The sequence below is a fragment of the Phenylobacterium sp. genome (genome assembly GCF_020402505.1).
Classification (GTDB): domain Bacteria; phylum Pseudomonadota; class Alphaproteobacteria; order Caulobacterales; family Caulobacteraceae; genus Phenylobacterium.
In genome coordinates this window covers 1-24,288 of the sequence record NZ_JADBZL010000019.1, presented here as the reverse complement: position 1 = coordinate 24,288, position 24,288 = coordinate 1, and the positions used below count along the sequence as shown (strand labels likewise).

At 69.1% G+C, this 24,288-nt stretch carries 22 protein-coding genes; 7 read left to right on the top strand and 15 right to left on the bottom strand.

Going from position 1 to position 24,288, the window contains the following annotated elements; genetic code table 11:
* Positions 1–220 precede the first annotated feature (220 nt).
* The 5 genes from IM632_RS01410 (at position 221) to IM632_RS01390 (ending at position 6,889) form a co-directional block, all read left to right on the top strand.
* Entirely contained in the window at positions 221–1,105 is an 885-nt protein-coding gene (locus IM632_RS01410) for a DUF4167 domain-containing protein (protein ID WP_296480274.1), read from the top strand.
* Positions 1,106–1,152: 47 nt separating this feature from the next.
* The gene (locus IM632_RS01405) at positions 1,153–1,635 is read left to right on the top strand and encodes a Fur family transcriptional regulator (RefSeq protein ID WP_296480276.1); all 483 of its coding nucleotides are present in this window, start codon (positions 1,153–1,155) and stop codon (positions 1,633–1,635) included.
* A gap of 15 nt (positions 1,636–1,650) precedes the next feature.
* The gene (gene arfB / locus IM632_RS01400; RefSeq protein WP_296480277.1) at positions 1,651–2,076 is read left to right on the top strand and encodes an alternative ribosome rescue aminoacyl-tRNA hydrolase ArfB; all 426 of its coding nucleotides are present in this window, start codon (positions 1,651–1,653) and stop codon (positions 2,074–2,076) included.
* 269 nt (positions 2,077–2,345) lie between these two features.
* The gene (locus tag IM632_RS01395; protein ID WP_296551945.1) at positions 2,346–5,786 is read left to right on the top strand and encodes an indolepyruvate ferredoxin oxidoreductase family protein; all 3,441 of its coding nucleotides are present in this window, start codon (positions 2,346–2,348) and stop codon (positions 5,784–5,786) included.
* Positions 5,787–5,836: 50 nt separating this feature from the next.
* The gene (locus IM632_RS01390; RefSeq protein ID WP_296518540.1) at positions 5,837–6,889 is read left to right on the top strand and encodes a Glu/Leu/Phe/Val dehydrogenase dimerization domain-containing protein; all 1,053 of its coding nucleotides are present in this window, start codon (positions 5,837–5,839) and stop codon (positions 6,887–6,889) included.
* Between the two features lie 94 nt (positions 6,890–6,983).
* Here IM632_RS01390 and clpB read toward each other — a convergent pair whose 3' ends face one another.
* From clpB to IM632_RS01360, 6 genes are all read right to left on the bottom strand, one after another.
* Positions 6,984–9,566 (bottom strand): ATP-dependent chaperone ClpB, encoded by a 2,583-nt coding sequence (gene clpB, locus IM632_RS01385; RefSeq protein ID WP_296480411.1) that lies wholly within the window; start codon positions 9,564–9,566, stop codon positions 6,984–6,986.
* A 108-nt stretch (positions 9,567–9,674) separates the two neighbouring features.
* A complete protein-coding gene (locus tag IM632_RS01380; RefSeq protein WP_296480408.1) occupies positions 9,675–11,093 on the bottom strand; it encodes a M20/M25/M40 family metallo-hydrolase in 1,419 nt (472 codons plus the stop codon).
* A gap of 61 nt (positions 11,094–11,154) precedes the next feature.
* Entirely contained in the window at positions 11,155–11,583 is a 429-nt protein-coding gene (locus tag IM632_RS01375; RefSeq protein WP_296480405.1) for a DUF1178 family protein, read from the bottom strand.
* On the bottom strand, positions 11,580–12,407 hold the full coding sequence (locus tag IM632_RS01370; RefSeq protein ID WP_296498300.1) for a carbon-nitrogen hydrolase family protein: 828 nt from the start codon (positions 12,405–12,407) through the stop codon (positions 11,580–11,582). Before IM632_RS01370 ends, IM632_RS01375 begins: the two co-directional genes overlap by 4 nt.
* Before the next feature lie 4 nt (positions 12,408–12,411).
* Positions 12,412–12,669 carry a glutaredoxin 3 gene (gene grxC, locus IM632_RS01365; RefSeq protein ID WP_296480400.1) on the bottom strand — a complete coding sequence of 86 codons (258 nt, stop codon included), beginning with the start codon at positions 12,667–12,669 and terminating at the stop codon, positions 12,412–12,414.
* 30 nt (positions 12,670–12,699) lie between these two features.
* A complete protein-coding gene (locus IM632_RS01360; protein WP_296480397.1) occupies positions 12,700–13,485 on the bottom strand; it encodes a ComF family protein in 786 nt (261 codons plus the stop codon).
* Here IM632_RS01360 and IM632_RS01355 point away from each other — a divergent pair.
* Positions 13,484–14,413: a methyltransferase domain-containing protein gene (locus tag IM632_RS01355; protein WP_296480423.1), complete on the top strand. Its 930-nt coding sequence runs from the start codon at positions 13,484–13,486 to the stop codon at positions 14,411–14,413. The two genes, IM632_RS01360 and IM632_RS01355, sit on opposite strands and share 2 nt — an antisense overlap.
* On the opposite strand, the gene IM632_RS01350 is transcribed toward IM632_RS01355, so the two are convergent.
* Both IM632_RS01350 and IM632_RS01345 read right to left on the bottom strand, forming a co-directional pair.
* On the bottom strand, positions 14,401–15,201 hold the full coding sequence (locus IM632_RS01350; RefSeq protein ID WP_296480394.1) for a kinase: 801 nt from the start codon (positions 15,199–15,201) through the stop codon (positions 14,401–14,403). The genes IM632_RS01355 and IM632_RS01350 overlap by 13 nt on opposite strands.
* A 4-nt stretch (positions 15,202–15,205) precedes the next feature.
* A complete protein-coding gene (locus IM632_RS01345) occupies positions 15,206–15,616 on the bottom strand; it encodes a (deoxy)nucleoside triphosphate pyrophosphohydrolase (protein WP_296480392.1) in 411 nt (136 codons plus the stop codon).
* A 266-nt stretch (positions 15,617–15,882) separates the two neighbouring features.
* On the opposite strand from IM632_RS01345, the gene IM632_RS01340 reads away from it, so the two are divergent.
* On the top strand, positions 15,883–17,310 hold the full coding sequence (locus IM632_RS01340; RefSeq protein WP_296480389.1) for a DEAD/DEAH box helicase: 1,428 nt from the start codon (positions 15,883–15,885) through the stop codon (positions 17,308–17,310).
* Between the two features lie 305 nt (positions 17,311–17,615).
* On the opposite strand, the gene IM632_RS01335 is transcribed toward IM632_RS01340, so the two are convergent.
* The 7 genes from IM632_RS01335 to IM632_RS01305 form a co-directional block, all read right to left on the bottom strand.
* Positions 17,616–18,773, bottom strand: coding sequence for a tetratricopeptide repeat protein (locus IM632_RS01335; RefSeq protein ID WP_296480386.1), 1,158 nt, complete (start codon positions 18,771–18,773; stop codon positions 17,616–17,618).
* Between the two features lie 170 nt (positions 18,774–18,943).
* Positions 18,944–19,717, bottom strand: coding sequence for a glucose 1-dehydrogenase (locus IM632_RS01330; protein WP_296480383.1), 774 nt, complete (start codon positions 19,715–19,717; stop codon positions 18,944–18,946).
* Positions 19,714–20,694 (bottom strand): nitronate monooxygenase family protein, encoded by a 981-nt coding sequence (locus IM632_RS01325; RefSeq protein WP_296480380.1) that lies wholly within the window; start codon positions 20,692–20,694, stop codon positions 19,714–19,716. Before IM632_RS01325 ends, IM632_RS01330 begins: the two co-directional genes overlap by 4 nt.
* 69 nt (positions 20,695–20,763) lie before the next feature.
* Entirely contained in the window at positions 20,764–21,687 is a 924-nt protein-coding gene (locus IM632_RS01320) for an Hsp33 family molecular chaperone (RefSeq protein WP_296498313.1), read from the bottom strand.
* Positions 21,684–22,619: an ornithine carbamoyltransferase gene (gene argF, locus IM632_RS01315; RefSeq protein WP_296480377.1), complete on the bottom strand. Its 936-nt coding sequence runs from the start codon at positions 22,617–22,619 to the stop codon at positions 21,684–21,686. Before argF ends, IM632_RS01320 begins: the two co-directional genes overlap by 4 nt.
* A gap of 33 nt (positions 22,620–22,652) precedes the next feature.
* Positions 22,653–23,816: an aspartate aminotransferase family protein gene (locus IM632_RS01310; RefSeq protein WP_296551948.1), complete on the bottom strand. Its 1,164-nt coding sequence runs from the start codon at positions 23,814–23,816 to the stop codon at positions 22,653–22,655.
* A 154-nt stretch (positions 23,817–23,970) separates the two neighbouring features.
* Positions 23,971–24,288, bottom strand: a 318-nt coding sequence (locus tag IM632_RS01305; protein WP_296551943.1) for an ABC transporter permease, incomplete at its 5' end; no start/stop codon positions are given.

Here is a 24,288-nt window from a genome sequence, read left to right as displayed (position 1 = left end):
CCCGGTTTCCACCCAAACCGTCGAAGCCATGGACCTCCTGATCCTCAGGATCGGGCCCCGGGCCGGCAGGCCGTTCGTCACAGGCGAAACGCCAGGCTCCGGGTGGGACGACGGGAACCTTTTCACCTTCGGTTGATCCGCGCTGGGACAAGCCCGGTGGTCAGACCCGGAGAACAGCCCTAGCCCGCCTGGAGTCGGCGGGTCGGCGGAACGGCAGGACATGAGAGATTTCAAGGGCATGAAGCGTCAGCGCGGTCGCAATCGCAGCGCCGGTGGCAAGCCTCAGCAGCACAATGCGAACCGGGCCCTGGAGTCCAATGGCCCCGAGGGCGTCAAGGTCCGCGGCAATGCGCAGACCGTCTACGAGCGCTACCAGCAGCTCGCCCGCGACGCCGGTTCGGCCGGCGACCGGGTGCTCGCAGAGAACTTCCTGCAGCACGCCGAACACTATTTCCGGCTGATCCGGGCCATGCAGCCCACCCGACCGGCTGCAGAGATCATCGGCCGCGACCAGTTCATCTCGGGCTTCGACGTCGATTTCGAAGACGAGTCCGGCGAGGCGGTGGAGGCCGAGACGACCGAATCCGAGGCTGAGCCCCGCGACCGGAATGGCTGGCGCGACCGCGACGATCGCCGCGACCGCTTCCGCGACCGCGACGAACGGCCCAGGGAGGACCGGCCAAGGGAGGATCGGCCAAGGGAGGATCGCGCCAGGGACGAACGCTCAAGGGACGAACGCCCCCGGGAGGAGCGCCAGAGGGATGACCGTCCGCGGGATGACCGTCCGCGGGGCGACCGACCTGAGGGTGGCCGCCGGGACCGGTGGCGGGACCGTGACGAGCGCCCCGAACGCACCCGGGAGGACCGGCCCGGGCGCGACCCCCTCCCGGTCATCGAACCGAGCGGCGGCGTCATCGCCCCGGCGACCGACCGCGCGCCCTCCCCCACCCTGCGCAGCGAGGATGGCGCCGAGTCCCAGGCTCCGGACTTCCTGCGTCCCCGCCGGCCCCGGGCTGAGGCCGAGGGCGAGGAGACGCGGCCTCCACGCCGGCGCCGGGCCCCGCGGTCCTTCGAAGGCGACGAAGCGCAGGGCGGCGAGGACTGACCCTCAGCGCGGTTGCGCCTTTCCGTCTTCGGGTCTAGCCATGGCGCATGGCGCACGACTGTGGACATGACGACGGACCCCGGCAGGGGCTCAAAGGCCAGGGCCTCACCCGGGCCCTGGACGACGCGGAAGTGCGCTGCACCGCGGCCCGGGAACGGCTGACAGCGCCCCGGCGCCGGGTTCTGGAACTCCTGTTATCGTCTGACGCCCCCCTCAAGGCCTACGACATGATCGCCGCCTTCGGGGGCGATGGCGCCCCGGCCAAGCCGCCCACCGTCTACCGGGCCCTCGACTTCCTGGAGAAGCTCGGGTTTGCACACCGCATCGAGAGCCTGAACGCTTATGTGCCCTGCCGGATCGAGGGCGGGGCCCACCGGGCGGCCTTCCTGATCTGCGAGTGCTGCGGCGCGGCGCGGGAGTTCGAGCCCGCGCTTGACGCCGGCCTGTCGGCGGCGGCGGAAGCCGGCTATTCCGTGCGCAGCCTGACCCTGGAAGCCCGCGGCCTTTGCCCCGCATGCCGCAACGCCTGAGCCCTGGCGCCCGCCATGATCGAGGCGACCCCGGACATCCACATCCCCGAAGACGAGGTCACGGAGCGCTTTGTCCGTTCGGCAGGCCCGGGCGGGCAGAACGTCAACAAGGTCTCAACGGCGGTCGAACTGAGGTTTGATGTCCGCAGGTCACCCTCCCTGCCGAACGATGTCGCCGTCCGGCTGATGAAGCTGGCTGGCCGTCGCCTGACCCAGGACGGGGTGCTGGTGCTCAGCGTCATGACCCACAGGAGCCAGGAACGGAACCGGGCCGAGGCCCTGGAGCGACTGGTGGAGCTGATCCGCAAGGCGGCTGAGCCGCCGCCGCAGCCGCGCAAGCGCACCCGTCCCACCCTGGCGTCCAAGGTCCGGCGGTTGGAAGGCAAGGTCCGGCGGGGCGGCGTGAAATCCTTGCGCGGAAGGGTCCGGGGCGAGGACTGAGCCCCCAGGCCCCACACTCCGAACCGACGTTTTCAGCCGGTTTTTTGAAGACACGTTCTACCTCATATGTAGAGTTTATTAGAACGTTCATTCCCAAAATCGCACTTACTGAGCTAAATTAGACATCCTTTTTTGCGGATTCACGCCTATGGTTCCCTTGGCGACGGTCTTACGGGAACGCCCAAGAAACAGCCTGCCTCAAGGCGCGCAAAGGATCAGGCCTCCGCCGCAGCTGAGCGGTCAGGGGGTGAGCTTGTGGAGGTAAGTCGATGACGGCCGCCAGTCGCATGACGCTCGACCACATCTACAATTCCGAAGGCGGTCGGGTCTTCATGACCGGCATCCAGGCGCTCGTGCGGCTTCCACTGGTCCAGAGGCGACGGGATCGCGCGCGCGGTCTCAATACGGCGGGCCTCATCTCGGGGTACAGGGGCTCGCCCCTCGGCGCCTATGACCAGCAACTCTGGAAGGCCGAGCCCTATCTCCGCGACCACCAGATCCGGTTTCAGCCCGGACTGAACGAGGACCTCGCCGCCACCGCCCTCTGGGGCGCCCAGATGCATCGGGCCTACGGACCCTCCAAGATCGATGGGGTTTTCGGCATCTGGTATGGGAAGGGCCCCGGAGTGGACCGCTGCGGCGATGTCTTCCGAAGCGCAAACATGCTGGGCACATCGCCGCTGGGCGGGGTTCTGGCGGTCGCCGGAGACGATCATGCGGCCCAGTCTTCGGTCTTCCCGCATCAGACCGACGGAATTTTCCAGTCGACGCTCATTCCGATCCTTCAGCCTGCAAGTGTCTCCGAAATCCTTTCGCTTGGACTGGCCGCGTTCGCGCTTTCACGGCACTCCGGACTTTGGGTGGCGATGAAGACAATCGCTGAGGTTGTCGAAAGTGCAGCGAGTTTCGAGCTGCCGACCGCCTATCCCGAGTACCTGATCCCCGATCGTCCAGTTCCCCCGCACGGACTCAACTGGGATCCGCGACTTCAATGGCCTTCTCAGCGCGCGGAGCTGGAGCGCCGCCTGATCGAAGAGCGGATTCCTGCGGCGATCCGCTGGGCTGAAGCCAACCATCTGGATTACCCGGTCATCGGCGATCACACAGCCTCGCTGTGCATTGTGACCGTCGGCAAGGCGCACCAGGACTTGATGCAGGCCCTGCAGAACCTCGGAATCGGGGACCGCGAGGCCGGCGCCTTGGGCCTCTCGGTCTACAAGGTCGCGATGAGCTGGCCCCTGGCGATCGATCCTCTGATCGCATTCGCGGGTCAGGCGGAAGAGATCCTGGTCATCGAAGAAAAGGCCCCGATCGTAGAGGATCAGATCAAGGCTGCGCTCTTCCACCACCGCGGACGGCCTGCCCGTGTGACTGGCAAGACCGACGATGCCGGGAGACCTCTTCTGCCGGCGGTAATGGAACTGTCACCCCTTCTGGTTGCGCAGGCGCTCGCCGGGCGCATCACGAAAGACCCGGTAGGAGTTCCCGCGCGCCTGGCGGCCCTGGTCGATCGCGCCAGCCATGGAGAGCGGCTCGCCTTCCCCGGACGAAAGCCCTACTTCTGCGCAGGATGTCCACATAATCGCTCGACGCGGACCCCGGACGGCTCGATTTCCGGAGGCGGAATCGGCTGCCACGCCCTTGCCCTGTCGGTTCCAGAGCTGAAGACCTCCGTTTTCAGCCACATGGGGGGTGAGGGCGCCCAGTGGATTGGCGCCGAACCCTTTTCGGAGACCCCGCACATCTTCCAGAATCTGGGTGACGGAACCTACCAGCACTCCGGCCTGCTCGCGATCCGGGCAGCGGTTGCAGCGGGCGCCAACATCACCTTCAAGATCCTCTACAATGACGCCGTCGCCATGACGGGGGGTCAGCCCGCCGAGGGCGCGATCAGTCCCCTCGGGATTTACAGCCAGCTGCTGGCGGAAGGTGTCGGCGATGTCCGGCTGGTCAGCGACGCCCCGGATCGTTGGCCTGTTCTGCCAGATGGCAAGCCGGCTGCAAGCCGGGATGATCTTGAGGCGATCCAGCGGGAACTGCGCCAGGTCCCGGGCGTCACCGCAATCCTCTACGAACAGACCTGCGCCGCCGAGAAGCGTCGTCGCCGCAAGCGAGGGGTGCTTCCAGATCCCGGTCGACGCCTGTTCATCAACCCGCGGGTCTGCGAGGGCTGCGGGGATTGCTCGGTGCAATCAGGCTGCATAGCGATCCAGCCTCTGGAGACCGATGACGGGGTCAAGCGGCGGATTGATCAATCCGCCTGCAACATCGACTTTTCCTGCCTCGAAGGATTCTGCCCCAGCTTCGTGGAAGTCGAGGGTGCCGCCCTGCGCAAACCGGATCCCGCCCGGACCCTCGCCCTGGAAGCGACGAAGTTCGCGGGCCTGCCGGAGCCCGACCTGACGGAGCTGAAGGCGCCCGTTGACATCTACGTTGCGGGCATTGGTGGGCTCGGAGTCCTGACGGTCGGCGCACTTCTGGGGTCTGCCGCCTATCATGACGGACTGACGGCCAGCGTGCTGGACTTCACCGGGCTCTCCCAGAAGAACGGTTCCGTTACCAGTCAGATCCGCATCGCCGCTCCGCAGCAGCCTATTCCCGCGGTGCGGATCGGTGATGGGGAGGCCGACCTTCTGCTCGGTTGTGATGCGGTCGTCGCGGTCAGCGAAGAGGCGCTTCGAAAGTTCGCCAGCGGAAAAGGCGCTGCAGTTCTGAACACGGAGGAGACCCCGACTTCGGACTTCGTCAGTGACCGGGACAGTTCCCTGCCCTTCCAGGAGATGATCGACGCCGTGATGGCGCGCGCCGGCAAACGGGGGTTCGCCTTCAACGCGACCCGGATTGCCGAAGCCCTGTTCGGAGATAATCTGGCGGCCAACACGCTGATGGTCGGCTTCGCCTGGCAGAAGGGTCTCTTGCCCATGTCGGCCGCAGCCATCGATGCGGCGATCGAGGCGAATGGAACGGCCGTCGATCTGAACAGGAGAGCCTTCCGATGGGGGCGGCTCGCCGCCATCGACCTGCACCACGTGCAGGCGCTCGCCGGCCTCATCGGGCCCGGGTCGATCGGCTCGCACGACCGAGGCGCCAGCCCTGTCGAGCGGTATGCCGCCGAGCTCGAGCGATATCAGGACAGCGCTTATTCGGCGCGGTTTCGAAGCCTGGTGGAGACCGCGGGCGCGGCGACGGCTCCGTATGGTGAAAAGGGCGCCGAACTCCTCTCCGCCATCGCGGCGAATGCCTTCAAGGTCATGGCCTACAAGGACGAGTACGAGGTGGCGCGCCTCTACAGCGAACCGCTGTTCCGCACTGCGCTCGATGGGCAGTTTTCCGGTTACCGGAGGCTATCCGTTTATCTTGCGCCGCCCGTCTTCTCGCGCCGGGACAAGGTCACGGGTCGGCCCCGCAAGAGGAAGTTCGGCCCCTGGGTGTTCCGCGCGATGGCTCTGCTTGCAAAGGGCAAGCGGCTGCGCGGAACCTGGCTGGACCCCTTCGGCTATACTGCCGAGCGGAAAGCCGAACGGGCGCTCAGGGACGCTTATCTGGCGGACATCGCCTTCGGGTTGTCGCGTCTGTCGCCGGAGACCCTGGATGACATGCTCGTCCTGGCCCGTCTGCCACAGGATGTAAGGGGGTTCGGTCCGGTCAAGGAAGCCGCCATGGACCGATTTGCCGCCGCCCGCGCCGACCTTCGCGCCAGACTGATGTGAGGCGCACGCCCCCGAACGAGACCGGTCCATCGAAGACTCTGGAGACTCTGATGTTCGACACCCATGCGGACTTTGCCGACCATGCCCTTGTCACCGCACGTCAAGAAAAGGCGAGCGGGCTGAAAGCCATCATCGCTGTGCACAACGAGAACCGCGGGCCTGCGATCGGCGGCTGCCGGATTCTTCCCTACCCCACCCTGGATGACGCGCTCCGCGACGTCCTGCGGCTTTCCCGGGGCATGACCTACAAGAACGCCATCGCAGACATTCCCTATGGCGGCGGCAAGGCGATCATCATCGCCGACCCGAGGCGGGAAAAGACCGAGACCCTGCTCGAGGCCATGGGTGATTTCGTTGAGAGCCTCGGAGGGCGCTACATCACCTCCTTCGACTCCGGTACGACCCTGGAGGACGTGCAGGTGATTGCGCGAAGGACACGCCACGCCGCCGGGTTCCTGCCCGAGGCTGGAAACGCGTCGGGCTCCACGGCGCTCGGGGTCTATCACTGCATGCGCTCGGCGGCGGGGAAGATCTGGGGTTCCGCGAGCCTGGCCGGTCGCAGGATCGCCGTTCAGGGCGTCGGCAATGTCGGCGAGCGTCTGGCCCGCATCCTGGCGCATGAAGGGGCTGACCTCGTCCTGGCGGATACCGACGCCAGGAGGGCCGAAGCCCTGGCCGCTGACATTGGCGCCCAGGTCGTCGGTGACGAAGCGATCCTGCGCGAAACCTGCGATATCCTGGCGCCCTGCGCGCTGGGCGGCGTTCTGTCCTCCGTAACCATTCCGGACCTGAGGGCGAAGGCGATCGTCGGCGGGGCCAACAACCAGCTGGCCCGCCCTGAAGACGACGCCCGTCTGGCGAAGAGGGGCATACTCTATTGCCCTGATTATCTCGCGAACGCCGGCGGGATCATCAATCTGCACCATCAGAGGTCACGTTGGGATCCCGCTGCGGTGGAACGGCATGTCGCCTCTCTTGGCGAGACCTTCCGTCAGGTGATCGCGCGCTCGGAAAGCGAGGGACGACCCACGGGTGAGATCGCGGATCGCATCGCAGAGGAACGCTTCGCGCGCAGGACGAAAGCGCTCGAAGGGGCGCTATAGCCCGGGCTGCCTCCGCCCGGTCGTCGGCTGAAGGTGGCGACCCGAAGCGTCGAGACATGGCGGGGCGAGGCCTGGGCCCCGCCCCTTCTCACGGTCAGTGAACCTGCGGTCGGCCGATCTGCAGGCCATCCGGTCCCGTCGTCACGGCGATCACGGAGCCGTCCACCAGGTCGCCCTGCAGGAGCTTGCGCGCCACGGGGTCCACCAGGTCCTTCTGGATCACCCGCTTCAGGGGACGGGCCCCATAGACGGGATCATACCCCTTGTCGGCAAGCCAGGTCATGGCCGCGTCATCCAGAGACAGGGTCATCCTGCGGTCCGCCAGGAGCTTTTCGAGCCGGCGCAGCTGGATGCGGACGATATTGTCCATCTCCGCCCGGCCCAACCTGCGGAACAGGATGATCTCGTCCACCCGGTTCAGAAACTCGGGCCGGAAGTGGCCGCGGACCACGCCCATGACGTCGCCCCGCACCGCCTCCACGTCCTCCCCTTCCCTCTGGGCCGCGAGGAATTCCGAGCCCAGGTTGGAGGTCATGATCAGAAGGGTGTTGCGGAAGTCCACGGTCCGGCCCTGGCCGTCCGTCAGGCGACCGTCGTCCAGCACCTGGAGGAGGACGTTGAAGACGTCCGGATGGGCCTTCTCGACCTCGTCGAACAGCACCACCTGATAGGGCCGGCGGCGGACCGCCTCGGTCAGGGCCCCGCCCTCGTCATAGCCGACGTAGCCGGGAGGCGCCCCGATCATGCGGCTGACCGAGTGCTTCTCCATGTACTCGCTCATGTCGAGGCGGGTGATGGCGGACTCGTCGTCGAACAGGAACTCCGCCAGGGCCTTGGTCAGCTCCGTCTTGCCCACGCCCGTCGGGCCCAGGAAGAGGAAGGAGCCGATCGGGCGGGCGGGATCCTGCAGGCCGGCGCGGGCCCGGCGCACGGCGTCGGAAACGGCCTCGAGCGCCTCCTCCTGGCCGACCACCCGGCCGCGCAGGGAGTCCTCCATGCGCAAGAGCTTCTCGCGCTCGCCCTCGAGCATCTTGTCCACCGGAACCCCGGTCCAACGGGAGACGACTGCAGCGATCTGGGCGGCGTCCACCACCTCCGGGCTGACGGCGTCGCCGGCGGCCTTTTGCTCGGCCTCGGCCAGCTGCTTCTCGAGGGGCGGAATCTCACCGTAGGCGATCTCCGAGGCGCGCTGCAGATCGCCCCGACGCTGGGCGGCGACGAGCTCGGCGCGCAGGCGGTCAAGGGCCTCGCGGATCTGGGCGGCGGAGGAAACCTTCTCCTTCTCGGCGCGCCAGCGGGCGGTCATCTCCTCGGATTGACCCTCGAGGTCATCAAGCTCGTCCTCAAGCTTCTCCAGCCGCTGGCGGGAGGCCTCGTCGCTCTCCTTGGTCAGGGCTTCGCGTTCGATCTTGAGCTGGACGACCCGTCGGTCGATCTCGTCCAACTCCTCAGGCTTTGAGTCCACGGCCATGCGCACCCGGCTGCCGGCCTCGTCGACCAGGTCGATGGCCTTGTCGGGCAGGAAGCGGTCGGTGATGTAGCGGTTCGACAGGGTTGCGGCGGCGACGATGGCGCTGTCGGTGATCCGCACCCCGTGGTGGACCTCGTACTTCTCCTTCAGGCCACGCAGGATGGAGACTGTGTCCTCCACGGTAGGCTCGGAGACGAAGACGGGCTGGAAGCGCCGCGCCAGGGCGGCGTCCTTCTCTACGTGCTTGCGGTACTCGTCGAGGGTGGTGGCGCCCACGCAGTGCAGCTCGCCCCGCGCCAGGGCCGGCTTGAGCAGGTTGGAGGCATCCATGGCGCCATCGGTCTTCCCGGCGCCCACCAAGGTATGCATTTCGTCGATGAAGAGGACGATGGAGCCCTCGGCGGCGGTGACCTCGTTCAGGACCGCCTTCAGCCGCTCTTCGAACTCACCCCGGTACTTCGCCCCGGCGATCAGGGCGCCCATGTCGAGGGCGAGCAGCTTCTTGTCCTTCAGGCTCTCGGGCACATCGCCGTTGACGATGCGCTGCGCCAGGCCTTCGACGATGGCGGTCTTGCCGACCCCGGGCTCGCCGATCAGGACCGGGTTGTTCTTGGTCCGGCGCGACAGGACCTGGATGGTGCGGCGGATCTCCTCGTCCCGGCCGATGACGGGGTCGACCTTGCCGTCGCGGGCGGCCTGGGTCAGGTCGCGGGCATAGCGGTTCAGGGCGTCGTAGCCTTCCTCAGCCGAGGCGCTGTCGGCGGTCTTGCCCTTGCGCAGGGCCTTGGCGGCCTCCTCCAGGGCGGCCTCTTCGGCGCCGGCCTCGTGCAGGACGCGGGCGACCTCGCCGCCTTCCTGGGCGATGGCGATCAGGAGGCGTTCGGTGGTGACAAAGGCGTCTCCGGCGGCCTTGGCGCCGGCCTCGGCTGCGGCGAAGACGCTGGCGGATTCCGGGGCCAGGTAGATCTGGCCAGACCCGCCCTCGACGCGCGGGCGTTTTGCCAGGAGAGCGTCCACCGCCTGGTCGACGGCGTCGGGCCGTCCGCCAGCGCTCTGGATCAGGGCGCGGGAGAGCCCGTCCTTCTCCTCAAGGAGAACCTTGAGCAGGTGCTCGGGCGCAAACTGCTGGTGACGACGGGCCAGGGCGAGGCTCTGGGCCGACTGGACGGCCTGCTTGGCGCGGTCGGAATACTGGTCGATGTTCATGTGTCCCCTCGTGAGGCGGAATTCCGGCGGTCGCCTTGATCAAGCGCAACCGCCTCACGGGGGATGTAGTGTGGCGCTTCCGCCACACAAGAGGCCCGGGCGCCGCGATCAGTTGCGGGCGTAGAGCTTGACCACCTCGTAGAGAAAGTCTCGTCCCTCGTAGAGGGCCTGGACGCCGATGCGCTCATTAAGCCCGTGCGCGCCGCTGTCTCCAGGCGGGAGGAACATGCCCGAGAGACCGTAGGTCGGCGTGCCGGCCGCCAGCAGAAAGCGGCCGTCCGTGGCGCCTGTCGCCATGGCGGGCACGATCGGAACGCCGGGCCACATGGCGGCGGCCACCTTGGTCGCCGGGCCCATGATGCGGGTGTTGAGCGGGGGCGGCGTCGAGACCGGGCTGGGCCTTCCCACCGTCTCCACCGAGATTCCGGGGTCGTTGATGACCCGGACCAGGGTCTGGCGGACGTCCTCGACCTTCTCGCCAGGCAGGATGCGGCAGTTCACGTTGGCCTCGGCCCTCTGGGGCAGGGCGTTGGGGGCATGGCCGGCCTTGACCTGGGTCGGTACGCAGGTGGTGCGCATCATCGAGTTGCGGCCCGGCGAGCGGGCAAGGAAGTCGGCCGCGGCCGTGTCGGCGGGATTGGCCGCCAGGGACTTCATGGCTGCTCCGGTCTCGCCGCCCTCGATGGCGGCCATCTGCGCATAGTGGTTCCGGGTCGCCTCATTGAGGGCGATGGGGAAGTCATGGGCGCCGATCCGGGCGAGGCCATGGGACAGGCGAACGATGGCGTTGTCCTTGACGGGCCGGGAGGAATGTCCGCCCGGGTTGGTGATGCGCAGGGTGAAGTCCTGGTAGACCTTCTCTCCCGCCTGGATGCCCAGGAAGACCTTCTTCCCGTCGGGGCCGATCTGTCCGTTGGCGCCTTCGTTCAGCGCGAACTCGGCGTCCAGCAGGTCCGGGCGGTTGGCGATCATCCACTCCACGCCGTTGAAGTTGTCGGGGGTTTCCTCGCCGCAGGTCAGGGCCAGGCGCAGGCTGCGCTTCGGCTTAAACCCCTCGCGCTTGTAGCGGATCATGTTGTCGGCGAAGGCGGCGGCCATCGCCTTGTCATCGAGGGCGCCGCGGGCATAGAAGAAGCCGTTCTCCTCCACAAGGGTGAAGGGATCCCGCTCCCAGTCCGCCCGATTGGCCTCGACCACGTCGATGTGGGCGAGAAGGAGGATGGGCTTCAGCCTCGGGTCCGTCCCGGCGAGGGTGGCCACCAGGGCGCCCTGCTTGGGCTGGCCGGGCGGGACGACGACTTCCATTTCCCGGTCCGTGTAACCCGCGGCCTTCAAGCGCACAGCCAGCTTCTCGGCCGCCAGGGTGCAGCTGCCGGAGGACAGGGTCGTGTTGGTCTCGATCAGTTCCCGGTAGAGCTCACGGAAGGCGGCCTGGTCCGGCCTGAGGCCCGACGGAGCGGGCGGCGCGGCGACGGCGGGGGCGGTGGCCATCAGGGCGGCGCCAGCGATCAGCAGGGAACGGATCATGGGGGGACTCCTCGAAACCACCCCCAGTCTAGGCCGGGCGCGCCCGCCGCGGCTAGTCGCCTCAGTTGAGGTCTCGCCGGTCGGGCGGCGCCTGCGGCAGGGGGGCGACGGGGACGCCGTCCTCCACCAGGGCGCGGGCCTCCTCCGGCGTCGCCTCACCATAGATGCCCCGCTCCTCGGACCGGCCCTCATGAATGGCCCGGGCCTCCCGGGCGAAGGCGTCCCCGACATAGTCGAAGTTGTCCTCGACGTGCCTGCGCACGCGGCTGACCATCTCCATCATCATCTCGCGGGACGGCCCGGGAACCGATCCGGCCTTGCCCTTCGAGGTCACGACGGCCGGCGCCATGATCTGCTTTCGCACGTCCGGCGACCCGCAGGCCGGGCAGGTCACGAGCCCCCGGGCAGACTGGGCGTCGAAGTCGTCGGACCCGCCGAACCAGCCCTCGAAGTCATGGCCAGCGCCGCAGACCAGGGCGTAGCGGATCATGAAAGCCGCTCCGGACCGGCGAAGGCTCGGGCGTTGGCGAGGGCGGGAATGGACCGGCGCGCCCGACCGGCGGCCGGCAGGTCAAGGTCCACCACCAGGACGCCGGGCTCGTCATGGTCGAGGACGCCGAGGACCTCGCCCCAGGGCCCGACCGCCAGGCTGCGACCCCAGGTGCCGCGCCCGTCCTCGTGGAAGCCGCCCTGGGCCGGGGCGAGGACGAAGCTGCCGGTCTCGATGGCCCGGGCCCTCAGCAGGATCTCCCAGTGCGCTTCTCCGGTCGGCCGGGTGAAGGCGGCGGGCACAGTCATGACCTCGGCGCCGGCCAGGGCCAGGGCCCGGTAGAGGGCGGGAAAGCGCATGTCGTAGCAGATGGTCAGGCCCAGTCGGCCCTCGCCAGCCAGGGCGGTGATCGCCCGGTCGCCGGGGGTATAGGCGGCGCTCTCCCGGGCGGTCTCGCCTGTGGGCAGGTCCACATCGAACATGTGCAGCTTGTCGTAACCCGCGACAATCCCGCCGTCGGGCCCGACCAGCAGGCTGCGGTTGGCGGCCTTTTCACCGCCGGCATCCACCAGGGCTGACCCGACCAGAACGTGCACTCCCCGCTCCCGCGCCAGGTCTCGCAGGCCGCAGACCACGGGATCGGCCTCGACGGTGGTCAGGGCCGCCTTCAGGCGTTCGCGATCCTTCTGCAGGATGTTGGTTCCCTCCGGCGTCAGGATCAGCGTCGCGCCGGCGTCCGCCGCCTCCCGCGCCAGGGGCAGGACATGATCCAGTGCGGCGGCCTGGGAGGCCGGCGTCCGGGTCTGGACGAGGGCGACGCGCACCGCCTCAGGCCGCCAGGAGGGCGTCGAGGCGGCCCTGCGCCTCCAGGTCGTGCAGGTCGTCGCAGCCGCCGACGTGCCGGTCGCCGATGAAGATCTGCGGATAGGTGGCCGCGCCGCCAGACTTCTGAAGCATCTCGGCCCGCTTGCCGGCGTCGAAGGCGGCTTCGATCTCGGTGACCTGGGCGCCCTTGCGCTCCAAAAGGCCCAAGGCCCGCACGCAGTAGGGGCAGAAGGGCTTGGTGTAGATGGTCACGGCGGCCATGCGGCTCTCCCTCGGCTGTCGGGATACGGTCTATATGGTGAGGCTTGCCGGGTCTTTAACCCTGGCGATCACAGCGACGTCCACCCCTGCTGCGCCCGCTGCGCGAAGGGCCCTGGCGCAGGACTCCAACGTCGCCCCGGTGGTCATGACATCGTCAATCAGGAGGATGCGGCGCCCTTCCACCAGCCGCTTCCGGCCCTCGGGGACGGTGAAGGCGGCGGCCACATTGCGGCGGCGGCCCGTCCCCGAGCGTCCCGCCTGGGCGCCGGTGTCGCGCCGTCGGACCAGGGCGTCGGCCAGGTAGTCCCGCGACCACAGCCGGGCCAGGGGCCGGGCGACCTCGGCGGCCTGATTGTAACGCCGGCGGAACAGGCGCGAGGCGTGCAGGGGCACCGGGGCGATGGCGTCGGCGCCAGCCAGCAGGTCCCGGGCCGCGCGCGAGATCCAGCGGACGAAGAGGGGCGCGAGGTCCGTCCGGTCGGCGTACTTCAGCTGCAGGACCGGACCGCGCGAGGTCTCGTCGTAGAGGCAGGCGGCCCGGGCGCGGTCGAAGGCCCTTGGCTTCGCGAGGCAGGCGGCGCAGCGGGCGCCTGGCCGCAGACTGAACTCGAAGGGCGTCCCGCAGCCGTCACAGACCGGATCATCCAGGAAGGCGATGCGGCTCCAGGCCGCGGCGGTCAGGCCAGGCGTGAGGACCGGACTGTCATCGTCCAGGGCGCGGTGGGGATAGATGAGGTCCAGCGCCGCCCGGCCCGCCCGCGCGAGGGGACCGGCGGGTTCCCATGCCCGGCCGAAGCGTTCATTGTCCCGGCGCATGCCGCCCTCCGCCTCGCCCCCGCGAATCTTCGACCGCGAGCTCCTGCGCCGGCGGCTGGACAGGGCCGCCCGGGGCTTTGCCGGGGCCGACTTCCTGAAACGCCGCGCCGCAGGGGACATCGTGATGCGCCTGGAGGCCATCATGCGCGACTTCCCCCGCGCCGTCGACCTCGGCGCCCGCAACGGCGCCTTCGCCCAGGCCCTGGCGGAGAGCGACGCCGCGCCCCGGGTGGGCCTGCTGGTCGAGGCGGACCTGTCGGGGCCCATGCTGGCCGGTCGCGGCGGGTTGCGCGTCCAGGCCGACGAGGAGCGCCTGCCCTTCGCCCCGGCGAGCCTGGACCTCGTCGTCTCCAGCCTGTCCCTGCACTGGGCCAACGACGTGATCGGCGCCCTTGTCCAGGCGCGGCTGGCCCTGAAGCCCGACGGCCTCTTCATCGTCGCCCTGTTCGGCGGGTCGACCCTGACCGAGCTGCGCCAGGCCCTGACCGCCGCCGAGCTGGAGCTGACCGGCGGCGCCGGTCCCCGGGTCTCTCCCTTCGCCGACCCTTCCGACGCGGCGGGCCTCCTCCAGCGCGCCGGCTTCGCCCTGCCAGTGGCCGATGTCGACCGGGTGACCGTGCGCTACGACCATCCCCTGCGGCTGATGGCCGACCTGCGCCGGATGGGCGAGACCTCGGTGCTGGCCGAACGCCATCCGCGACCCCTCACCCGCGCCGTCCTGCAGCGCGCCTTCGAGATCTACGCCCGGGACTTCGCCGACCCCGACGGCCGCCTTCCGGCCACCTTCGAGATCCTGACCCTGACCGGCTGGTCGCCCTCGGAGACCCAGCAGAAGCCCCTGCGGCCAGGCTCGGCGAAGATGCGGCTGGCCGACGCCCTGGGCGCCGTCGAGCAGACGGTTCCGGGCACGAACCCTCAGCGCCGCTGAAGCGGCCCGGGCGTCCGGTCGGGCGCCAGCTCCACCACGATGTCGCCCGGCGGATTGGCGATCAGCCGGCGGGTGATCCGCTCATAGCGGGCGAGGAAGTCGTCCAGCTCGGCCTCGTCCATGGCCCGTCCGGGGCGGCCGTCGGAGAGGGCTCGGGCCAGCTCGGCCTCCTGCTCCCCCCGCCAGCGGCGGACGGTCTCGAAGTCCGGCGCCCGGAGGAAGACCGTCAGGTCCGGGGCCGCGAAGAGGTCCTGGTAGGGTCCCGCCAGCGCCGTCTCAACCGCCCCGCGCCAGGTCCCGTCCGCGTCGTGCTCGCGTTCGAGGGCGTTGATGGGCGCAGAGGTCGCCGCCGAGGGGTCCGGCCGCGCGCCCAGGCACCAGCCCTCGAAGATCACGATGTCGGCCGGCCCCGGGAAGACCGGCTGATCGACGTCCGGGACCGGGGCGTCCCGGCCCTTGTCAAAGCGCGGCAGGTGGACCGGGCCCGGGCGGGACAGGGCGTCCAGCACCGACAGGCCAAGGGCCGGGTCGTGGGTCCCCGGCGGGCCCCGGACGGCGAAGAGGGGATGAACCTTGCGGGCCAGGTCCGCCCTCGCCTCCGGGCCGAGATAGAGATCGTCGAGGGACAGGATGGCGCAGGATCGGCCCTCCGCCTCCAGGATTGAGGCGAGTTTCGCCGCCAGGGTGGACTTACCCGACCCTTGCGCCCCGGACAGGCCCAGGATCCAGCCCGGCCGGTCGGCCCGGGCCCGCACCAGGTCGAAAAGGGCCGGGCCAAGCCCCTCCATGGGCTCAGACCAGGTCCCGGAGCCAGGCCACTAGGGGCGCGTCGGCCGGCGGCATGGGATAGTCGCCCAGCTGGTTCGGCTTCACCCAGGCCAGGCCCGCATGCTCCTTCGCCATGACGATTCCGGTCCAGCGCCGCACCAGGTAGAGGGGCATCAGCAGGTGGAAGTCGTCATAGGCGTGGCTGGCGAAGACGAAGGGGGCGAGGCAGGCCTCGGTGACGCCGATGCCCAGCTCCTCCGACAGCTCGCGGATCAGGCAGGCCTCAGGAGATTCCCCCGCCTCGACCTTGCCGCCCGGGAACTCCCAGAGCCCGGCCAGGGCCTTGCCCTCCGGGCGTTTGCAGATCAGCACGCGGCCATCGACATCGACCAGGGCGGCGGCGGCGACGAGCAGCAGGCGGCGGTTTTCGGACATGCGCCTTGATCGCCCCGCCCGCCCCGCTTGGCAAGCCGGCCTTGACTTCCCGCCCGGACAGGGCCACTTCCCCCTCGCGCTCCGGGCTTGCCGGGGCGATATCGGCGTTCCAGTCGCGTGATGGCCGCTCCTGCGGTCAGCCTGTCGAGCGCCCTGAAGCGACATCGCAGATCGCCCCGCCACGCGGGGGCCATCCCAACGAAGACCTGCCGAGCGGCGCCCCCGAGACGGGCCGCCCGATTCCGCATATCGAAAGACATCTTCCCTTGATCCAGTTCACCGACCTCGGCCTCGATCGCGGCCTCCTGAAGGCCCTTTCCGACGAGGGCTATACCCGGCCGACGCCCATCCAGGCCCAGGCCATTCCCCCCGTCCTCGAGGGCCGGGACATCCTGGGCATCGCCCAGACCGGCACCGGCAAGACCGCCGCCTTCGCCCTGCCCATCCTGCACCGGCTGGCGGCGGACCGCCGTCCCGCTCCGCGCCGCGGCTGCCGGGTGCTGGTCCTGTCGCCTACCCGCGAACTGGCCACCCAGATCGGCGAGAGCTTCAAGGCCTATGGCCGCCACCTCGGCCTGACCGTGACGGTCATCTTCGGCGGCGTGAAGTACGGCGGCCAGATGCGCGCCATGGCGCCCGGCGTCGACATCCTGGTGGCCACGCCCGGCCGCCTGATCGACCACCTGGGCGAGAAGACCGTGACCCTGCAGGGCGTCGAGACCTTCGTCCTCGACGAGGCCGACCAGATGCTGGACATGGGCTTCATCGTCCCGATCCGCCGGATCGTGAAACACCTGCCCAAGGCCCGGCAGAACCTCTTCTTCTCGGCGACCATGCCCGCCGAGATCGGCCAGCTGGCCGGAGAGCTCCTCAACCCGAACCCCGTGAAGGTCTCGGTGACGCCTCAGGCGACCACGGTCGAGAAGGTCCGCCAGAAGGTCATCTTCGTGGAGCAGGACCGCAAGCGCGCCCTTCTGGCCGAACTGTTCGAGGCCAAGGACTTCCGGCGGGTCATCGTCTTCACCCGCACCAAGCGCGGCGCCGACCGCGTGGCCCGCGCCCTGGAGCAGGCCGGCATCGAGGCGGCCTCCATCCACGGCGACAAGAGCCAGGGCCAGCGCGAGCGCGCCCTGGCGGCCTTCAAGGCCGGCGAGGTCCGGGCCCTGGTGGCCACCGACATCGCCGCCCGGGGCATCGACATCGACGCGGTGACCCACGTTGTGCAGTACGAGCTGCCGAACGTGCCGGAATCCTATGTCCACCGGATCGGCCGGACGGCCCGGGCCGGCGCCGACGGATCGGCCGTGGCCTTCTGCGCCGACGACGAGCGCAACCTGCTCAGGGACATCCAGAAGGTCACCCGCCAGACCATCCCGCACGAGGACCGGCGCCGGGACCCCGGCCTGTCCGTCATGACCGCCCACATGCCCGAGGCCACCGCGGCCCCGGCGGCGGGACGCCCCGGTCCCCGCGGACACCGCAAGGGCGGCGGACGTGGCGACGGCCCGAAGGCCGCAGGCGGCCAGGGCCGTCCCGAAGGTCGCTCGGACCTGCCCGGCGGCCTGCGCAAGCAGAGAAACCGCCCGGCCGCCGCAAAGCCCGGAGCCTTCGCCTCCACCCGCCCCATCGATCAGTCCCAGTTCCGCGGCCCGAGGCGCGAAGGCGCCACGGCCAAATGGAGCCCAGTGGATTAACTGTTGTCGCCAAGGAGGTTGTTCATCCGAGGAGGCGCTTCAGCGAAGCTGGAGTTGCAACACTCCACTTCCAGCTGCACTCCCCGGATGAACGTGATCAAGAATAACCGGCTTACGCCTTCGGGTCGAGCCTTTATGGCCGAGCGGGTGAATCAGGGCGGGTCGGCCAAGGCGGCGGCCCAGGCCACCGGCGTCTCGGAATGGGCTGATCGCGCTGGCGAAACGACGGCAGGGCTCGCCTGCTGGGCCAGCACCCCGAATGGGCGGCGCTTAGGGTACACGCCCAGGAGTCCAGTAGCCGACTCTCAGGTCGGGGCCTTGGGGCAGGCTTCAAGTTTCGGCGTTCGGGCGCAGAGAAGACGAAGGTGCTCACCCGAGGTCGGGCGCCCCTTCTCAGACGCCCGCCGTAACAGCTTCGCAGCCTCGCCCTCGTCCTTCGGAACGCCAAATCCGCTCAGGTAGAGAATCGCGAGACTTTCCATGGCCAAGGGTTCGCCTTGGTCTACAGCCCTTCGCCACCACTGCACCGCGGCTTCGGTATCCTTGAGAACGCCGTCGCCACGAAATAGGAGTGACGCCACTTGCAGCTGGGCCTGGACGTGGTCCTGCTCGGCGGCTTTGCGGAACCACTCCAGCGCCTTCCGGGTATCCTGGGGGACGCCCTCGCCCCTCAGATAGGCAAGGCCCAGGTTGTGCTGGCCGGGAGGATTGCCCGCCTCCGCCCCCTTGCGGGTCCACGCGAGCGCCGCCTTCAGGTCCCTGGGAACGCCTCGTCCCTGGAAGTAAAGGAGGCCGAGGTTGGTCTGCGCTTTGTCATACCCCTGCTCGGCGGAGGCCCGCAGCCATCGAACGGACTCCTTCATGTTCAAGGGCACGCCTTGGCCCTCGGCGTAATTCAGACTGAGTTCATATTGGGCGACGGCATCACCCCTATCAGCCGCTCTCCGGAACCATTGGATCGCTGCATCGAAATCCTGCGGAACCCCGACGCCTTGGTCATAAAACATGCCCATCCTGGTTTGGGAGTGGATGTAGCCCTGCTCGGCGGAGGCTCGAAGCCAACGCATGGATTCCGCCATGTCCACCGGGACGCCTTCGCCCCTCTGGTAGATCAGGCTGAGCTCCAACTGAGCCATCGGACTGCCCTGCTCGGACGCCAGCCTGGACCACTTCAGAGCCGCGACCGGGTCCCTGGGAACGCCCAGGCCGCGCCTGTACAGTCTTGCGAGCCGGGTCTGGGCGCTGATGTCGCCCTGCTCCGCAGCCTTCTGGTACCAGATCACGGCGGCAGGCACATCCCGCTCAACGCCGAGTCCATTCTCAAGAATTAAGCCATAGCTGAATTGGGAAAAGGCGTGGCCCATCTCGGCCGGCCTTCGGAGACAGGAGAAATGCGCCGCGAGGCGCTTACGGGCGCCGGCGGTAGACACCCCCTCGAGGTTGAACGAACTCAGGAAGGACATCTGGTATGCCCTCGCGCAAGCGGCGTAGGCCTCTTCCGCGGTCCTGGGAACGCTTTTGGCCTGCGAGCACCCCCCGGACACCGTCAAGCCGCCGCCCACGGCCAAGACCAGAAGCTTAAGTCGCAAACCGGGCATGGCTCCCACTCCCTCCCGTCAACCCAGGTCCCCGCTTAGCGCGCCGTATATCCCCCATCCACGACCATCTCCGAGCCGGTCATGAAGCTCGCCTCGTCCGAGGCCAGGAAGACGATGGCGTTGGCGATCTCTGCGGGTTCGGCCAGGCGGCCGAGGGCGTGCTGGAGGACCAGGGTCTCGCGCACCTCGTTGCCGTTCTCCACCTCGCGGAGAATGTTGTGGACCAGGGGCGTCTCCACATAGCCGGGGTGGACCGAGTTCACCCGGATGCCGAGGGGCGCCCATTCCAGGGCCGCGGCCTTGGTCAGCATCAGCACCGCCCCCTTGGAGGCGCAGTAGGCCGCCGCCCCCGGCGTGGCGATCTTGCCCATGATGGAGGAGATGTTGATCACCGAGCCGCCCCGGCCGCCCTTCAGGATCAGGGGGCCGGCGAAGCGATGGCCGTAGAAGACGCCGTCCAGATTGACCGACAGGGTCCTTCGCCAGTTCTCCAGGCTGTGGCTCATCAGCTCGTTGCCGACGGTGGTCATGCCGGCGTTGTTGACCAGGATGTCGAGCCGCCCGAAGGCCGCCTCCACCTCGCCGACCACCCGCTCCCAGTCCTCCGGCAGGGTGACGTCGTGGGCGAAGGCCTTGGCCCGGCCACCGGCCGCTGCGATGGAATCCGCCACCGCCAGGGCCGCCTCGGGCGACAGGTCCGTCACCGCCACGGCGGCGCCTTCCTTCGCCAGGGCGCGGCAGGCCGCCGCGCCTATGCCCGAGCCGCCGCCGGTGACCAGGGCGACCCGTCCGTCCAACCGCCCGCTCACGCCTTCACCCCCGCGGCGCGGAGCGCCGTCATCCGGTCTATGGCCGCCTCGGCGCCGGAGACCATCCGCGCGACGATCTCCGCCGCGGGCAGGACCTCATGCACGCCGCCGGCTGACTGGCCCATGGCGAAGCAGGACCGGTCGGGATCTAGCCCCTCGATCTGGCCGCCGATGCCGCCCATGACCCCGGCCTGGCTGGAGAGCATGGCCTGCATGGGGAAGGGCTGGATGTCCGCCGGACGGCTCTCCCAGTCGTCGACATAGGGGTTCTTGCGCACCCGCATGGGCTTGCCCGAATAGCAGCGGGTCCGGATGGTGTCCTCGTCCGAGGACTCCACGATGGTCCGGCGGTAGAGGTCGCCGGCGTGGGCCTCGGGCGAGGCGATGAAGCGGGTGCCGACCCAGACCCCCACGGCGCCGAGGCCCAGCACGGCGGCCAGGCCCCGGCCGTCATAGATGCCGCCGGCGCCGACCACGGGGATCTTCACCGCCTCCACCGCCTGGGCGATCAGGGGCAGGCCTCCGACCAGGCCCGTATGCCCGCCGCCCTCGCCGCCCTGGCAGATGACGGCGTCGCAGCCGGCCTGCTCGGCCTTCACCGCGTGCTTCACGGCCCCGCAGACGACCATGACCTTCAGGCCCGCCCGCTTGAGCTTCTCCATGATCGGCATGGGCACCCCCAGGCCGGCGACGAAGGACGAGGCGCCCTCCTCGATGATCACGTCGACGGCGGCGGTCAGGCTCTCCGGCGAGGCGGCCAGCAGGTCGACGCCGAAGGGACCGTCGGTCAGCTTTCGCACCCGGCGCATCTGCTCGCGGATGAAGTCCGGGCCCTGGCCGGCCATGCCCAGGACGCCGTAGCCCCCGGCGTTGGTCACGGCGGCGGCGAGCTCGGCGTAGGAGACCCCGCCCATGCCCGCCAGCATGACGGGGTGCTTCACCCCCAAAAGGTCACAGAGCTTGGTGTGCAGGGTCATGGCGTCCTCCCGTGTCGTTGGGAGGCAGCATGGCGCCGAACCCGGCGCCTGGGAACCGGCGCCCCAGCGTCAGCCTGCTTGACTGTCCAGGTCCGACGGAAGGGCCTCGTAGACGCGGGAGCAGAACTCGCAGGACACCCGGATGCGCCCGTCGGCCTCGACCATGTCGGCCCGCTCCTCGGCGCTGAACGAGGCTAGCAGGCCCAGGATCCGCTCCTGCGAGCAGCGGCAGGCCGCCCGGAGGGCCCGGGGCTCGAACACCCGCACCCCGTCCTCGTGGAACAGGCGGAACAGGAGCTCGCCGGCCGGCAGCAGGGGATCGATCAGCTCGTCCTCGCCAAGGGTTTCGAACAGGGCCTCGGTGCGCCGCCAGGGCTCCTCGGTGGAGCCGCGTGCGTCATCACCGGCGATGTTCTGGATCAGCACCCCGCCCGCCCGCCAGTGCGCGCCCTGGCCGGAATCGGCCTGCCCCACCGCCAGCCGGATCCGCGTGGGCGTCTGTTCCGACTGGGCGAAATACTGCTCGGCGCAGAGTGCCAGGGTCTCGCCCTCGATGGAGGTCACCCCCTGGTAGCGGTCCATGTCGGGCCCCTGGTCCACGGTCATCATGAACAGGCCCTGGCCCAGCAGGGACCGGGCGCCCGGGCGCTGGAACCCCGAGGCCAGGGCGGCCACCTCCTCCGGGTCGAAGCGGCAATAGCCCCGCAGCGTTCCGGCGGTGTCATAGTCGCAGACCACGTATCGGACCGGCCCGTCGCCCTGGGCCTGGACGATCAGCCGGCCCTCGAACTTCAGGTTTGAGCCCACCAGGGCGGCCAGGGCGCAGGTCTCGCCCAGCAGGTTGGCCACCGGGTCGGGATAGTTGTGGGCCGACAGGATCTCGTCCACAGCCGGGCCCAGCCGGACCAGCCGCCCGCGCACGGCCTCGCCCTCGATCTGGAAGGGCGTGACGCGGTCGTCGTCGACCGCCTCCAGGGAAACCCCGCCGCTCATATCGCGCCGAAGCACCAGGCCAGGATCGACTTCTGGGCGTGGATCCGGTTCTCGGCCTCTTCCCAGATCAGCGACCGGGGTCCGTCGATCACGGCGGAGACAACCTCCTCCTCCCGGTGGGCGGGCAGGCAGTGGAGGAAGACCGCGTCCCGGTGCGCAAGGTCCATCAGGGCCTCATTCACCTGGAAGGGCGCAAGGGCCGCCATGCGCGCGTCCTTGTCCGTATCGCCCATGGAGACCCAGGTGTCGGTGATGACGCAGTCGGCGCCGGCCACGGCCTCCCGGGGGTCGCGGGTGACCGCGACCTGGCCCTGCAGGGAGGCCGCGCGCGCGAGGTCCGCCGGGTCGGGGGCATATCCCTCGGGGCAGGCGATGTTCAGGCGGTAGCCCAGAAGGGGGGCGGCGTGGATGAAGCTGGCGCAGACATTGTTGCCGTCGCCCAACCAGGCCAGGGTCTTGCCCGCCACCGGCCCGCGATGGGCCTCGAAGGTCATCAGGTCGGCCAGAATCTGACAGGGATGGCCGGTGTCGGACAGGCCGTTGATCACCGGGACCGCGCAGTTTGCGGCCAGGTCCTCGAGGTCCGAGTGCCGGTTCGACCTCAGCATCACGGCGTCGACCATGCGCGACAGGACCCGCGCCGTGTCGGCGATGGTCTCGCCCCGCCCGAGCTGCATGTCCGACGCGGTGGAGATGATCACGTCCCCGCCCAGCTGGCGCATGGCGGCGTCGAAGGAGAACCGCGTCCGCGTCGAGTTCTTCTCGAAAATCATGGCCAGGGTGCGCTCACGCCCCGGGGCGTCGGCGTCGATGCGGCCCTGGGTCCAACCGGCGCGGGCGGCCTTTCGGACCGCCGCGTCGTCCAGGATCCGGCGCAGGGTCGCGGGCTCCAGGGACCAGAGGTCCAGGAAGTGGCGAACGGGCGGGCTCAAGGCTCCTTCCTCGCTGGGCATGGACAGGCCGCCTCAGGAGCCGCGCGCGCGGGCGCAGGCCCTGTCGAGCTTCTCCACCGCCTCGCGCACCTCTTCGACCGAGATGACCAGGGGCGGCAGGAGCCGCACGCAGTTGTCGCCGCCGCCGGCGATCAGCAGCTTCTCGTCCCGGGCGTGCTGCATGAACTCGCGGTTGGGAGTCTTCAGCTTAAGCCCGATCAGCAGGCCCCGGCCGCGAATCTCTTCGATCACGTCGGGATTGCGGGCCTTCAGACCCTCCAGCTGCTGGGTGAAGTAGCCGGAGACCTCGATCACGTGGTTCAGCAGGGCCGGCGAGCTCAGCTCCTCGACCGCCGCCAGGCCCACGGCCATTGCCAGGGGGTTGCCGCCGTAGGTCGAGCCGTGGGAGCCGGGCGTCATGCCGGAGGCCGCCCGGGCGGTGGCCAGGCAGGCGCCGACCGGGAAGCCTCCGCCCAGGGCTTTGGCCACGGCCATGATGTCGGGCTCGATCCCGGCCCACTCATGGGCGAACAGCTTGCCGGTGCGCGAGAAACCGCACTGGACCTCGTCGAGGATCATCAGCACGCCGTGCGCGTCGCACAGGGCGCGAAGCTCGCGAAGGCAGGAGTCCGGAACCGCCCGGGCCCCGCCCTCGCCCTGCACGGGCTCCAGGATCACCGCCGCCGTGGTGGGCGAAGCGATCGCCGCCTTCAGGGCCTCGTGGTCACCGAACCTCAGCTGGATGAAGCCGGGCATGCGGGGGCCGAAGCCCTCCAGGTAGCTGGCGTTGCCCGAGGCGTTTACCGCCGCCAGGGTGCGCCCGTGGAAGGAGCCGTCGAAGCCGATGATGTCGATCCGCTCTTCCTGGCCCCGTGCCCAATGGAACTTGCGCGCGGCCTTGATGGCGCACTCGATCGCCTCGGTCCCGGAATTGGTGAAGAAGACGACGTCGGCGAAGGTCTTCGCCGTCAGGGCCTCGGCCAGCTTCACCTGCTCGGGGATGGTGAAGATGTTGGACACGTGCCACAGCTTGTCGGCCTGAGCCTTGAGGCCCGCGATCAGCTTGGGATGCGAATGGCCGAGGGCGTTCACCGCAATGCCCGCCAGGGCGTCCAGATAGGCCTCGCCCTCCGCCGTGTAGAGACGCACGCCCTCGCCTCGCTCGAACGCCAGTGGCGTGCGGCTGTACACGCCCATCAGGTGGTCGGCGGGAACGTTGAGGCCCTCGGGCTGCGTCTTCTGGGTCACGATCGGGAACCCTCCAAAACGTAACGTCCCCGCCGCGGGGCGACGGGGACTGGAAGGCTGCGACTTCTCCGCCCAATGGGCCGGAATGTCAACGTTTGCGGGTTCAGCTCTTGATCTTGTAGCCGGTGTCGAACATCCACAGGCAGACGCTCGTCAGGGCCACCACCAGGCCTGCGGTCATCACCGCCCCGGCCAGGACAGAGCCCTCGGCATAGCCCAGGAAGCCATACCGGAAGCCGTCGATCAGGTAGAAGAAGGGGTTGTAGTGACTGAGGGTCCGGAAGGGCTCGGGCAGGCGCTCGACCAGGTAGAAGGTGCCCGACAGGAAGGTCATGGGCATGATGATGAAGTTGGTCACCACCGCCATATTGTCGAACTTCTCGCTCCACAGCCCACCCATGATGCCCAGCAGGCCCAGGAT